This window comes from Methylobacterium litchii (assembly GCF_038442315.1).
In the GTDB taxonomy this organism is placed as follows: domain Bacteria; phylum Pseudomonadota; class Alphaproteobacteria; order Rhizobiales; family Beijerinckiaceae; genus Methylobacterium; species Methylobacterium litchii.
The window spans coordinates 616,515-629,234 of sequence record NZ_JBBXMY010000001.1 but is presented as its reverse complement, the minus strand read 5'-3'; the positions used below and the strand labels follow the sequence as shown (position 1 = coordinate 629,234).

Below are 12,720 nucleotides of genomic sequence, written 5' to 3'. Positions count from 1 at the left end.
CACCGGGCGGACAAGGGTGTGGGCGGCGCCTGGTGCGTGCGCCGGAAGGCGCGAGGACAGGCATGGATCCGGTCAGTATCGGGAAGGCAATTCTGCTCGGCCTCGTGGAAGGCGCGACGGAGTTCATCCCCGTCTCCTCCACCGGCCATCAGCTCCTCGTCGGGCATTTCATCGGCTTCCACTCGCCCAACAACACCTTCGAGGTGCTGATCCAGCTCGGCGCCATCCTGGCGATCCTGGCGGTGTATTTCCGCCGGCTCCTGAACATCGCCACTGCCGCGCCTCACAACCCGCAGGCGCGCCGCTTCATCCTCGGCATCCTCATCGCCTTCCTCCCGGCGGCGATCATCGGCGGCCTCTTCTCGAAACTGATCAAGGCCTACCTGTTCAACCCGTGGATCGTCTGCGCGACCCTGGTGGCGGGCGGCCTCGTCCTCCTCGTCATCGACGACACCGACCTGGAGGTGAAGAAGACCGACGTCTACGACTTCACCCTGCCGATGGACTTCAAGATCGGCATCTTCCAGTGCCTCGCGATGATCCCCGGCGTGTCGCGCTCGGGCGCCACCATCGTCGGCGCGATGCTGATGGGCGCGGACAAGCGTTCCGCCACCGAATTCTCGTTCTACCTCGCGATGCCGACCATGGCCGGCGCCTTCGCGAAGGACCTGTTCGACAATTACAAGAACCTGTCGAGCAACGATGTCGGGCTGATCGTGATCGGCTTCGTCGTCTCCTTCATCTCGGCCCTGTTCGTCGTGCGGGTGCTGCTCGATTACGTGTCGCGGCACGGGTTCCGGCTGTTCGCATGGTGGCGCATCATCGTCGGGGCGCTCGGCCTCGCGGGGCTCATCATCCTGGGCTGAGACGGAGGCGGCCGGGAGGGGAATTGCATCGGAGCGGGTTCTCGTGTCACGCAGCGCGGAGACCGCGGCGCCTGAACCGCGGCAACCATGCTGCGACGCGCTCCCCGCCGGCCAACCTTCGGCACGGAGCGCCTTGAGGGGGGCTCGGCCGAACCGATGGAAGACAGACCGCTCGCCGATCTTTTCGAGCCGGCCGACCGCAAGCGGTGGCTCTCCCTGGTCGAGACCGCGCTGAAGGGCGCGGATTTCGAGAAGAAGCTCGTGTCCAAGACCGCCGACGGGCTGCGAATCGAGCCGCTCTACGCCGCCGCCGAGCCGAGCGCGCAGCCGGTGCGGGCGCCCGGCCCCTGGAAGATCGCCCAGCGTGTCGATCATCCCGATCCCGCCGCCGCCGCCCGTCAGGTGATGATGGACCTCGAAGGCGGCGCGGACGCCCTCGTCCTCGCCTTTGCCGGGGCGCCGGGCGCGCGCGGCTACGGCCTGACCGTGACCGACGCCGCCGGGCTCGACGCCGCGCTCGCGGGCGTGATGCTGTCCCTCGTCAACCTGCGCCTCGACGCGGGCGGGCGCGGCCTCGACGCCGCCCGCTGGATCCGCGACCTCGCCGCCGCGCGGGGCGAGGACCTGTCCTCCTACGATCTCGATCTCGGCATCGACCCCGTGGGCGTGCTCGCCGCCACCGGCAGCCTCGGCGCCGGGTGGAAGGAGATCGCCCCGCAGCTCGCCGCCGCCGTCTCCGAACTGGACGCGGCCGGCTTCACCGGCCGCGCCTTCCTGGCGGACGGGCGCCCCTATCACGAGGCTGGGGCCGGCGAGGCCGCCGAACTCGGCGCGGTGCTCGCCACCGCCCTCGCCTATCTGCGCGCCCTCGAAGCCGCCGGCCACGACCTCGACGCGGCCCGCGACCGGATCGCCGTGCTCCTCGTGGCCGATGCCGACGAGTTCGTGACGCTGGCGAAGTTCCGCGCCATGCGCCGGCTCTGGGCGCGGGTGGAGGAGGCCTGCGGCCTGGACCCGAAGCCCCTGCGCATCCATGCCGAGACGGCGTGGCGCATGATGACCAAGCGCGACCCCTTCACCAACATCCTGCGCACCGGCATGGCCGCCGCCGCCGCCGGGATGGGCGGGGCCGACGCCGTGTGCGTGCTGCCCTACACCCAGGCGCTCGGCCTGCCGGATGCCTTCGCCCGGCGCGTCGGCCGCAACAGCCAGATCGTCCTTTTGGAGGAATCGCATCTCGGCCGGGTCAGCGATCCGGCGGCGGGCGCGGGCGGGTTCGAGGCTCTGACCGACCAGATCGCGGAAGCCGCCTGGGACGCCTTCCGCGCCATCGAGGGCGAGGGCGGCATCGTCGCCTCCCTCAGCGTCGGCAAGATCCAGCGGAGGATCGAGGCGGTGCGCGAGGCCCGCACCAAGGCGATCGCCACCCGGCGGATGCCGCTGACCGGCGCCACCGAATTCCCGAACCTCGCCGAGAAGCCTGTCGCCGTCCTCGACGTGCCCCCGGTCGCGCCGGGCAAGCCCGCGAATTTCGGGGCTGGCGCGGCGGTGGCCTGCGATCCGCTACCCTCGCAGCGGCTCGCCGAGCCGTTCGAGACCCTGCGCGATGCCTCCGACGCGGCGCTGGCCAAGGCCGGGCGCCGGCCGAGCGTGTTCCTGGCCAATCTCGGGCCGCTGGCCGCCTTCAACACCCGCGCGAGCTTCGCCGCCAACGCTTTCGCGGCGGGGGGCATCGAGGCCCTCTCGAACGAGGGCTTCCCGGACACCGCCTCCCTGGTCGAAGCCTACAAGGCGTCGGGGGCGTCCCTCGTCTGCCTGTGCTCGTCCGATGCGGTCTATGCCGAGAAGGCGGTGGAGGCGACCGAGGCGCTGGCGGCGGCCGGCGCCGGGACGATCTACCTCGCCGGGCGCCCGGCCGACTTGGAAGCGCCCCTGAAGGCGGCGGGCATCCACGCCTTCCTGTTCATGGGGTGCGACCTTCTGGCGCTTCTGGACGAGGCGATCCGGCGCGGACTTCGCTCTGCTCCCCGCTGAGTGTGACCCGGTCGTTTTCCATGATCCGTTCGATCCTTCTGGCGACAGCCCTCGTCTGTTCCGTCCCCGCCGTGGCCGCGCCGGCCCGCTACGACGGGACATGGAGCGTCGAGATCGTCACCGAAGCCGGCTCCTGCGACCGGGCCTACCGCTACCCCGTGCGCATCGAGAACGGGCAGGTCCGGTTCGTGGGCACCGCCTTCACCGTGAACGGGCAGGTCGCCCGCAACGGGGCGATCCGGGGCTCGATCTCCTCCGGCCTCTCCACCGCGACGGTCGTCGGCCGGCTCGGCGCCAACGGGTTCGGCCGGGGCACCTGGGTCGCGTCGGGCTCCCTCGAATGCCGGGGCCGCTGGAACGCCGAGAAGCGCGGCTGAATCGGCCCGCGTCTTGCGCGCTCCGTCACGCCGGGACCGCGCCCCGGCCCTGTTCCCGACGCAATCCGGGGGGAATCTGACACCCGGTTCGGACACCCGACGAGGCCGCCCCGCATGAAGTTCCCGATCCTCGCCACGCTCGCCGTTCTCACTGCCGTGACGGGCGCGGAGGCCCGCCCGCAGCGGGCCGTGAAGGCGCCCGACCGCGCCGAGGCCGAATCGGTGATGTCGCCCCTACGTCAGGCCGCGACCGACTGTTTCGCCGAGACGGTGATGTCGAACCCCAAGGCGATCCGCGAAGCCCGCGCCGGCCATTGGTACGAGGCCGCCTCCGTCACCGGCTTCCTGTGCCGGCCCGAGGTCGCGGCGATGATTCAGACGCATGACCGTCTGTTCGGCGCCAAGACCGGCGAGCGCTACTTCAAGGGCGCCTACGCCAAGCATCTCGACAAGCAGCTCGCCGAGCGGCTTCAGCCGATGCTGGAGCGCAAGGCGGTGGCGAGCGCCGAGCCGCCGGCCGAGAAGGCCAGCGCCGAGGATGCCGCCCCGGCCGAGTGAGCCGGCCCGTCAGGCCGTTCCATCGCTCCGCCCCCGGTAGGACAGCGCCTCCGCAAGGTGCAGCCGCCGCACCTGCCCCTCGCCGTCGAGATCGGCCAGGGTGCGCGCGACCCGCAGCACCCGGTGGTAGCTGCGGGCCGAGAGGCGCATCGTCTCGGCCGCCTGCCGGATGAGCGCCGTGCCCTGCGCGTCGGGGCTCGCCACCGTTTCGATCACCTTGGCCGGACAGGTCGCGTTCGTCGTCTCCGGCGGCAGGCCGTGCTCTGCGTAGCGCGCCGTCTGCCGGGCGCGGGCGGCGGCGACGCGGGAGGCCGCCTCGGCCGACCCCTCGGCGGGCGCGGGCAGGATCAGATCCGCCGCCGACACCGCCGGCACCTCGATGCGCAGGTCGATCCGATCGAGGAGCGGGCCGGAGAGGCGGGCCTGATACTGCGCCATGCAGCGCTCGTTCGGCCCCTTCCGGCACGCATAGCCGGGATCGAGCCCGTGCCCGCAGCGGCAGGGGTTCATCGCCGCCACCAGCTGGAACCGGGCCGGGTAAGTGACCCGGTGGTTCGCCCGCGCAAGCATCACCGTGCCCGTCTCCAGGGGCTGGCGCAGGGAATCGAGCACCTGCGGGCTGAATTCCGGCAACTCGTCGAGGAACAGCACGCCGCCATGGGCGAGGGACACCTCCCCCGGCCGGACGCCGTGGCCGCCGCCGACGAGGGCCGCCATGGAGGCGGAATGGTGCGGCTGGCGGAACGGACGCCGGTTCGACAGGGCGCCGCCCTTCAGCCCTCCCGCCACCGAGCGCACCATGGCGATGTCGAGCAATTCGCGGGGGCCGAGGGGCGGCAGGATCGACGGCAACCGCGCGGCGAGCATCGACTTGCCCGCCCCCGGCGGCCCGTTGAACAGCAGGTTGTGCCCCCCGGCCGCCGCGATCTCCAGGGCGCGCTTGGCGCCCTCCTGGCCCTTGATGTCGGCGAGGTCGGGCAGCGCCTCATCCGCCGCCGCCAGGGCCGGCACGGGGCGGGCCATCACCTGGCTGCCCTTGAAATGGTTGGCGAGTTGGATCAGCGAGCGCGGCGCCAGGACGTCGAGGTCGCCCCCGGCCCAGGCCGCCTCCGGCCCCGTCGCGGCGGGGCAGATAAGCCCGAGACCGCGCTCGGCCGCCGCGAGCGCCGCCGGCAGCACGCCGCTGACGGGGGAGAGCGTCCCGTCGAGCGCAAGTTCGCCGAGGACGCAATAGCCCGCCAGCGCATCCGCCGGGATCGCCCCGATGGCGGCCATGACGCCGAGCGCGATGGGAAGGTCGTAATGCGAGCCTTCCTTCGGCAGGTCGGCCGGGGCGAGGTTCACGGTGATCCGCTTGGCCGGCAGGGCGAGGCCGGAGGCGATGAGCGCCCCACGCACCCGCTCCCGCGATTCGGCCACAGCCTTGTCCGCAAGTCCGACGACGGAGAAATGCACCGAGCCGGGGAGGATCTGCACCTGGACATCGACGGCGCGCGCCTCGATCCCCTCGAAGGCGACGGTGGCGACGCGCGTGACCATCCTGGCCGGGCTCCGGTGAAAACGACCCGCGACCGGGTGTCGCACCTGTGCGGGAAAACCGGAGCCGGCTCAAGCGGGGTGGCCGTCTGGAACCAGCCTCGGCCCAGGCGGTTCGGCCTCTGTCACAAACCAGAAACGGAGCCCGCCATGCGCCTCGCCCCCAGCCTCGCCGCCCTCGCCTTCGCCCTGACGCTGGCTCCGGCCGCCTATGCCGACACGCCGCTGCCGGCCGACCAGAAGGCCAAGGTCGAAGCGATGCTTCGCCAGGAAGGATTCACCAAGTGGAGCGAAATCGAGCTCGATGACGGCCTGATCGAGGTGGACGACGCCATCGATTCGGCCGGCAAGAAGGTCGATCTCAAGCTCGATCCGAATACCCTGGCGATCGTGAAGCGCAAGGACGACTGAGCGCGACCGCCCCCATCCCCTTCGGATGGGGGCTTTTCGAAGGAGGCGCGCCCCGATCCGGCCACGAGGAGAGGCGAGGCTCAGCTTTGTGTCGGGCGGCGAATTCGTTTACATTGAGTTACGAATTCAGTTGGCTTTCACCGCGTTTCCCGAACCGATCCTTCCGCGGTGATCGTGCACAATGTATCCATCGTAACCGCTCGCCGAACCCAACGGTGCCCGTGTCGACGCCATCCTCCGCAAGCCCCGTCCGCGACCTCGCCCATCGCTGGGTCAGGCGTGTCGCATTGGCCGCCGGGCTGCTCGTCATTCCCACCGCCGTCCTGGCCTACGCCGACCTGCTCCCGGAATCCCTCGATCTCCTGGGCATCGACATGCACGAGACGCCGGACCTGCCGCATGTGGCACGGCAACTCGCGATCGGCGCCCCGCTCCGCATCGTCGCCTTCGGCTCGTCCTCGACGGAAGGCATCGGCGCGTCGAGCCCGGCCAACGCCTATCCCGCGCGCCTGCAGACAGACCTTCGCACCAAGCTTCACGGCGTCGAAGTCACGGTGATCAACCGGGGCATCGGCGGCGAGCATGTGGACGACATGCTCGCCCGCCTCGACCGCGACGTGATCGGCCCCGAGCCGCAGCTGGTCATCTGGCAGACCGGCAGCAACGACCCGCTGCGCGGCGTCTCCCTGGACCATTTCCGCGAGGCGACCCTGGAGGGTCTGCGTCGGATCCGCGACGCCGGGATCGACGTGGTGCTGATGGAGCCGCAATGGTGCCCGAAGCTCGAATCGACGCCGGGCGCCAACCGCTTCCGTGACGCCGTGCGCGACATCGGCGCCGAACTGGACGTGCCGGTGATCCGCCGGGCCGACCTGATGCATGGTTGGGTCCGTGACGGGAAGGTGACGTCGAAGCAGCTCTTCGCGTCCGACGGCCTGCACATGGCCGACCGGGGCTATGCCCTCCTCGCGGCGGCGGCGGCCGAATCGATCCTGCGCGACGCCGGCCCCGTGCAGGTGACGCAGGCGGTGGCGGAATAGTCACCGGCCCGGCTTGACGGAGGCCCCGGCCTCCCGGACACCCGGCCCATGAATCTCTTCGTCTTCGGGCTCGGTTTCACCGGCCGCCGCTTCGCCGAGGCGGCGCGAGGCCGCTTCGACACGATCCGGGGCACCGTCACCGAGGACGAGGCCGCCCGGCGCATCGCCGCCGAGACCGGCTTCACCATGCGGGCCTTCGGGCCGAAGGCGGCCGACCCCCAGATCGCGGCCGACCTCGCGGACAGCGACGCGCTGCTCGTCTCGGTCCCGCCGGATGCCGAGGGCGATCCGGTCCTGCCGCATTACGCCGAGGCCATCGCCGCAAGCCGCATCGGCTGGATCGGCTACCTCTCCACCATCGGCGTCTACGGTGACCAAGGCGGCGCGTGGATCGACGAGACCACCCCGCCCGCCGCCCGCAGCGGGCGCACCCGGTCCCGCCTCGTGGCGGAGGAGGCGTGGCTCGCCCTCGGCGCGCGCACGGGCCAGGCGGTGCAGGTGTTCCGGCTGTCGGGGATCTATGGGCCGGGCCGCAACCCCATCGTGAAGGTGCGCGAGGGGCGCTCCCAGCGGATCGTGAAGAAGGGTCAGGTCTTCAACCGCATCCATGTGGACGACATCGCCACGACGCTGCTCGCCTCCCTCGACCGGCCGCGCAACGGGGCGATCTACAACGTCACCGACGACGAGCCGACGCCGCCGCAGGTGGTGATCGAGCACGCCGCCGCCCTCGCCGGCCTGCCGCCGCCCCCTGAGGTGGATTTCGAGACCGCCGACCTCTCGCCCATGGCGCGCAGCTTCTACGGCGAGAACAAGCGCGTGCGGAACCGGCTGATCCGCGACGAACTTGGGGTCCACCTCGCCTACCCGACCTATCGCGAAGGGCTCGCCGCCCTGGCGGACGAGTAAGGCCGCCTCAGGCTTCGAGGTGCCGGGGCCGCACGAGGCGGCGCAGCAGCCCACCCTGCGGCCCGGCCAGCATGGAGACGAGGTAGAGCGTCCCTGCCGACAGCACGATGGCCGGGCCGGTCGGCAGGTCGAACCGGTAGGACAGGCTGAGGCCCGCGAAGCTCGCCAGGACGGCGATGACAACGGAGGCCGCCATGGTGGCGCCGAGTTCCCGCGCCCAGAACCGCGCGGCGACGGCCGGCAGCAGCATCAGCCCGACCGCGAGCAAGGTGCCCAGCGCCTGGAAGCCGCCGACGAGGTTCACCACCACGAGGCCGAGGAAGGCGAAATGCACGGGCCCGCCGGCCCGGCTGACGCTGCGCAGGTAGAGCGGATCCACGCATTCCATCACCAGCGGCCGGTAGATCAGCGCCAGGGTGACGAGCGTCAGGGTGCAGATGCCCCCGAGGAGCAGGAGCGCCGGATCGTCCAGGGCGAGGACCGAGCCGAACAGGAAGTGCATCAGGTCCACCTGCGAGCCGCGCAGGGACACGAGCAGCACCCCACCCGCCAGGGAGATCAGGTAGAACGCAGCGAGGCTCGCATCCTCGCGCAGGACCGTCGTGCGGGTGACGGCGCCCGCCAGCAGGGCCACCGCGAGCCCCGCCACGAGGCCGCCGATCGTCATCGCCGGCAGGGACAGGCCCGCCACCACGAACCCCGCCGCCGCGCCGGGCAGGATCGCGTGGGCCATGGCGTCGCTCATCAGGCTCATGCGCCGGAGCATGAGGAACACGCCGACCGGCGGCGCCGAGACCGACAGGGCGAGGCAGCCCGCGAGCGCCCGGCGCATGAAGCCGAACTCGATGAACGGCGCGAAGGGGTCGATCACGCGGCATCCTCATGGCCGTGGCTGTGGCCGTGCTCATGCGTGTGTGCCTCGCGCGGGGCGGCGTGGCGCGTGCCGTCGCAGATGGCCGCGTCCTCGTCCCAGGCTTCCGAGAGCAATCGGGCGCGGGCGAGGTTGTCCGCCGTCATCACCCGCGCGGTCGGCCCCCAGGCCACCGGCTCGCGGGCGAGCAGCAGCGTCGTGGGGAAATGGGTGCGGATCTGCGCGAAGTCGTGCAGGGCCGCCACCACGGTGCGGCCCTCGCCGTGCCAGCGGCGGACGAGCGCCAGGAGGTCGTCGGTGGTCCGCGCGTCGATGCCGGTGAAGGGCTCGTCGAGGAGGATCGTCCGGCAATCCTGCAGGATCAGGCGGGCGAACAGCGCCCGGCGGAACTGGCCGCCCGAGAGGGTGCCGATGGGCCGCGCCTCGAAGCCGGAAAGGCCCACCACCTCCAGCGCGTCGCGCAGGGCGGGGGCGGCGCGGCGCAGGGAGCGCCACGGACCCAGGCGCCGCCACAGGCCCATGGCGGCGAGGTCCATGACACTCACGGTAAAGCTGCGGTCGATGGCGTCGGCCTGCGGCAGGTAGGCGATGTCGTCCGGCCGCTCGATCCGGCCGTCGAGGACCGGGATCTCGCCGGTCAGGCCCTTCAGGAGGGTCGACTTGCCGGCCCCGTTCGGCCCGGCCAGCGCCAGGAGGTCGCCGGCCCGGATCGTCCCGTCGAGATGGTGGACGGCCGGGTGCCTGTCGTAGCCGAGCGTCAGCCCGTGCAGCCGGATCGGCGCGGGCGCGCTCACGCGGCGAGCGCCCAGGCGATGGCCATCCAGACCAGGCCGGCGAGCCCCGCCGCGAGGCCGAGGCGCGGGGCGAGCCCGCTGCGGTACAGCGTCGGGCGAAGGGGGGCGGACGGGCGGCGCGGCACGGGAGCTGGCTTCTTGAAGGACGGAGCGGGACGGGGCATGCGGTGCGGCGGCCCCTGGTACGGTCCAGGCCGGAAGTGATACACTGTAACAAAGCCGCCGCACAACCGGCGCCGCCCGGCCGCCGACGCCGGTCGCCCTTTCGGGAGCCGCCATCGTGTCAGCCGCCGGACATTCCCACGATCACGATCACGATCACGCCCACGGCCATTCCTGCAAGGCCGAGCCGGCGGCGATCCTCGCCCGGGCGGAGGAACTGTGCCGGGAGCGCGCGGTGCAGTTCACCGCCCTGCGGAGGGAGGTGCTGGACGCGGTGGTGGCGAGCGAGAAGCCCCCCGGCGCCTACGACATCGCCGAGCGGCTGAGCCGGCCGGGGCGGCGGGTGGCGCCGGTCTCGGTCTACCGCGCCCTCGATTTCCTGATGGAGCTCGGCCTCGTCCATCGCATCGCCAGCCGCAACGCCTTCGTGCCCTGTGCCCATGCCCATGGCGCGAGCGAGAACGTGGTGTTCCTGATCTGCCGGACCTGCGGCGGCATCGACGAGACCACCTCGCCGGAGGTGGAGAGCGGCCTCGGCAAGACCCTCAAGCGTGCGGGCTTCACCCCCGCCCACAGCATCCTCGAAGTCGAGGGCGATTGCGGCGCCTGCCGCGACAAGGCGCGCCGGGCCTGAGCCCTCCGCCCCAGGAACCGCGCCTCCGCGTTCCGGCTTGAATCGCCATCATGGAGGCTTCCTTGCCGAAGCGGTTGCTCGCTCTGTCCGCTGCCCTGCTGGCGGCCTCGCCCGCCCTGGCGCAGGGGCGCCCCTCCACCGTGGTGATGAGCTGCGCCCAGGCCTCGCGGCTCGTGGCGTCCCAGGGGGCCATCGTGCTGGGCACGGGCGGCCAGACCTATGACCGGTTCGTCCGCGACCGCTCGTTCTGCGAGCCGACCGAGATCGCCCGCCGGGCCTTCCGGCCGACGCGCGACGCTGCTGCCTGCCTGATCGGCTACACCTGCTACGAGCCGAGCCGGGACGACTGGCTGGGCAGCGATTTCTGAGGCGCGGCCTTCTCTAGGGAGACGATGATCCGCTTGTCCCCGGCGCGGCGGGTGAAGCCCGTGGCGTCGAGGTGCTCCAGCAGCGGAATCGAGAACTTGCGCGAGATGCCGAGCGCCGCCCCCGCCTCGCGGGCGAGGAAGCCGGTCTCGGCGTCGGCGGCGGCCGGAAAGGCGTCGAGCAGGCGCGACCGGGCGCTCGCCACCGCCTCCCGGTGGAACAGCACCGCCCGGCGCTGCACCCGATCGACCGCGCGGATGATCGCGCCCGAGCCGATCAGGTAGTTCAGCGCGTCCCGGCGGCGGATGTCGCGGCCGATGGCCTCGGCCTCGTCGGGCGGGTTCAGCCCGGCCTTGCGGAACGATTGCTCCAGCCGGCGCACCGTCTCGGTCTCGTTGCGGGCCGGGTCGAAATCCGCCCGGCGCCAGAGGGTGCCGACCTGCGTCACCTCTCCCGAGCCGGTGAGGTCGCGCAGCACCGCGCCCGTCACCGATTCCGGCAGGGCGAGGGAGCGGGCCACCTGATCGAGGGGGGCGCCGTGGTCCATCGGGCGCTCCCGGTGGAACTGCGCCAGCGTTCCCATCGTCCCGGAGCGCAGCGCCGCGAAGGCCGGCGCCCCAACGAACCGCTCCGCGATCTCCCGCGCGCCCGCGGCGGTGAGGAGACGCCGGACGCGCTCCGGCGTGGTGCCGGCGAGACGGGCGAGTTCCGCCAACGGCGCGCCGAGCGCCCCGGCTTGCCCCAGCCGCACGGTCAGCGCCTCGGCCGGGCGGCCGGCGGCGATGGCCGCGAGGTCGGCGGTGACGCGCGGGTCGTTGCGGCGGCGGCGGCGACTCGCCGGATCGAGGATGCGCCCGCCCGCCACGGTGGCGGCGGGGGAATCGAGGCGCAGGACGAAGGGCTCCCGCGCCGGCACCGCCACCTCCTCCGCGAGGTGGAGCTGGCCCTGCGCCGTCTGCCCCGGTTCGAGGCTCTGCCGGTCGAGGAGCCGTAGCCGCGCCTCGACCTCGGTGGTGCCGAACAGCAGGCGGCAGGCGAGGCCGCTCGGCAGGGCAGACTCCGCGCTCGCGGCGGCTGTGACGGCGACATCGAGCCAGCGGGTGGGCACCAGAAGGTCGGGCAGGCTGAGCGCTTGGCCCCGCGCGATCTCGTCGAGGCCGACGCCCCGCAGCGCCACCGCCGTGCGGCGGCCGGGCTCGGCGATCTCCACCGGGCGCCCGTGGATCTGCAGCCCGCGCACCACGGCGCGGCGCCCGCCGGGGGCGATCTCGACCGTGTCGCCCACCGCCAGCTTGCCCCGGCGCAGGGTGCCCGTGACCACCGTGCCGAAGCCCGCGCGGGTGAAGACCCGGTCCACCGGCAGGTAGGGGAAGCCGTCGTCGGTGCCGCCGTTGGCCTCGGCGAGCAGGCCGAGCAGCGCCGCCGAGAGGGCGGGGATGCCGATGCCGGTGAGGGTCGAGGTGGCGATGACCGGCCCCGTGTCGAGCCCGGCCCGCGCGGCGGCGGCGGCGATCTCGGCGGATCGGGCGCGGATCGTCTCCGGGGTGGCGAGGTCGGCCTTGGTCAGCACCAGCACGCCCCGGCGCACGCCGATCAGCCGGGCGATCTCCAGATGCTCGACGGTCTGAGGCTTGATGCCCTCGTTGGCATCCACCGCCAGCAGCACCGCCCGCATGCCCGTCGCGCCCGAGACCATCGCGCGCACGAACCGCTCGTGCCCCGGCAGGTCCACGAGGTCGATCTCCCCCGCCTCGCCCGCGAGCAGGGCGAAGCCCGGCACGATGGACACGCCCCGGGCCTGTTCCTCCTTCAGCCGGTCCGTCTCGACACCGGTGAGCGCACGCACGAGGGCGGTCTTGCCATGGTCCACATGGCCGATGACGCCGACAAGAAGAGTCTTCAAGGCAGTCACGGGGAATGCTCGAGTGACGGGACGACCGCATAACCGCCGCGAAGGGGTCCCGCTCCATCGGACGGAGCGAGCGGGCAGGCGCAGTTTGCCGATGGCGATACTAGATTGAGCAATTGAATTGCAAGCGATTTAGTGTGGCAAAATGATTTTGGAACTGAAAAGGGGACTTCACGGCAGTGTCGCGAAGGCTGCCGATAACAGCGGATCGCTTCAGCGCGTCAAGCGTAGGAGGATGAGCCTTGCGGACGCA

At 72.1% G+C, this 12,720-nt stretch carries 14 protein-coding genes; 9 read left to right on the top strand and 5 right to left on the bottom strand.

The features are described from left to right. Nucleotides 1-62: 62 nt before the first annotated feature. From AAHF99_RS03230 to AAHF99_RS03215, 4 genes are all read left to right on the top strand, one after another. The gene (locus tag AAHF99_RS03230) at nucleotides 63-866 is read left to right on the top strand and encodes an undecaprenyl-diphosphate phosphatase (RefSeq protein WP_342162637.1); all 804 of its coding nucleotides are present in this window, start codon (nucleotides 63-65) and stop codon (nucleotides 864-866) included. Between the two features lie 156 nt (nucleotides 867-1,022). Continuing rightward, entirely contained in the window at nucleotides 1,023-2,900 is a 1,878-nt protein-coding gene (locus AAHF99_RS03225) for a methylmalonyl-CoA mutase subunit beta (protein WP_342162636.1), read from the top strand. 20 nt (nucleotides 2,901-2,920) lie between these two features. Then, the gene (locus AAHF99_RS03220; protein ID WP_342162635.1) at nucleotides 2,921-3,277 is read left to right on the top strand and encodes a hypothetical protein; all 357 of its coding nucleotides are present in this window, start codon (nucleotides 2,921-2,923) and stop codon (nucleotides 3,275-3,277) included. Between the two features lie 114 nt (nucleotides 3,278-3,391). After that, complete coding sequence (locus AAHF99_RS03215) at nucleotides 3,392-3,835, top strand: hypothetical protein (RefSeq protein ID WP_342162634.1); 444 nt, start codon at nucleotides 3,392-3,394, stop codon at nucleotides 3,833-3,835. A gap of 9 nt (nucleotides 3,836-3,844) precedes the next feature. On the opposite strand, the gene AAHF99_RS03210 is transcribed toward AAHF99_RS03215, so the two are convergent. Then, the gene (locus AAHF99_RS03210) at nucleotides 3,845-5,374 is read right to left on the bottom strand and encodes a YifB family Mg chelatase-like AAA ATPase (protein WP_342162633.1); all 1,530 of its coding nucleotides are present in this window, start codon (nucleotides 5,372-5,374) and stop codon (nucleotides 3,845-3,847) included. A gap of 147 nt (nucleotides 5,375-5,521) precedes the next feature. Between AAHF99_RS03210 and AAHF99_RS03205 the strand changes: the two genes are divergently transcribed. From AAHF99_RS03205 to AAHF99_RS03195, 3 genes are all read left to right on the top strand, one after another. Beyond that, a complete protein-coding gene (locus AAHF99_RS03205; protein ID WP_342162632.1) occupies nucleotides 5,522-5,782 on the top strand; it encodes a PepSY domain-containing protein in 261 nt (86 codons plus the stop codon). Nucleotides 5,783-6,003: 221 nt separating this feature from the next. Continuing rightward, on the top strand, nucleotides 6,004-6,822 hold the full coding sequence (locus AAHF99_RS03200) for an SGNH/GDSL hydrolase family protein (protein WP_412759821.1): 819 nt from the start codon (nucleotides 6,004-6,006) through the stop codon (nucleotides 6,820-6,822). Nucleotides 6,823-6,870: 48 nt separating this feature from the next. Further along, the gene (locus AAHF99_RS03195) at nucleotides 6,871-7,731 is read left to right on the top strand and encodes an SDR family oxidoreductase (protein ID WP_342162631.1); all 861 of its coding nucleotides are present in this window, start codon (nucleotides 6,871-6,873) and stop codon (nucleotides 7,729-7,731) included. A gap of 7 nt (nucleotides 7,732-7,738) precedes the next feature. Here the strand turns inward: AAHF99_RS03195 and AAHF99_RS03190 are convergent, their stop codons facing one another. The 3 genes from AAHF99_RS03190 to AAHF99_RS03180 are packed head-to-tail and all read right to left on the bottom strand — an operon-like array spanning nucleotide 7,739 to nucleotide 9,521. Further along, the gene (locus AAHF99_RS03190; RefSeq protein WP_412759834.1) at nucleotides 7,739-8,563 is read right to left on the bottom strand and encodes a metal ABC transporter permease; all 825 of its coding nucleotides are present in this window, start codon (nucleotides 8,561-8,563) and stop codon (nucleotides 7,739-7,741) included. A 35-nt stretch (nucleotides 8,564-8,598) separates the two neighbouring features. After that, nucleotides 8,599-9,396: a metal ABC transporter ATP-binding protein gene (locus tag AAHF99_RS03185; RefSeq protein ID WP_342162629.1), complete on the bottom strand. Its 798-nt coding sequence runs from the start codon at nucleotides 9,394-9,396 to the stop codon at nucleotides 8,599-8,601. Beyond that, nucleotides 9,393-9,521 carry a hypothetical protein gene (locus tag AAHF99_RS03180; protein ID WP_342162628.1) on the bottom strand — a complete coding sequence of 43 codons (129 nt, stop codon included), beginning with the start codon at nucleotides 9,519-9,521 and terminating at the stop codon, nucleotides 9,393-9,395. Before AAHF99_RS03180 ends, AAHF99_RS03185 begins: the two co-directional genes overlap by 4 nt. Before the next feature lie 155 nt (nucleotides 9,522-9,676). Here AAHF99_RS03180 and AAHF99_RS03175 point away from each other — a divergent pair, with 155 nt between their 5' ends. Continuing rightward, nucleotides 9,677-10,192, top strand: coding sequence for a Fur family transcriptional regulator (locus AAHF99_RS03175; RefSeq protein WP_412759820.1), 516 nt, complete (start codon nucleotides 9,677-9,679; stop codon nucleotides 10,190-10,192). 50 nt (nucleotides 10,193-10,242) lie between these two features. Further along, nucleotides 10,243-10,560, top strand: coding sequence for a hypothetical protein (locus AAHF99_RS03170; RefSeq protein WP_342162627.1), 318 nt, complete (start codon nucleotides 10,243-10,245; stop codon nucleotides 10,558-10,560). Here the strand turns inward: AAHF99_RS03170 and selB are convergent. Further along, entirely contained in the window at nucleotides 10,518-12,470 is a 1,953-nt protein-coding gene (gene selB / locus AAHF99_RS03165) for a selenocysteine-specific translation elongation factor (RefSeq protein WP_342162626.1), read from the bottom strand. The genes AAHF99_RS03170 and selB overlap by 43 nt on opposite strands. Nucleotides 12,471-12,720 lie beyond the last annotated feature (250 nt).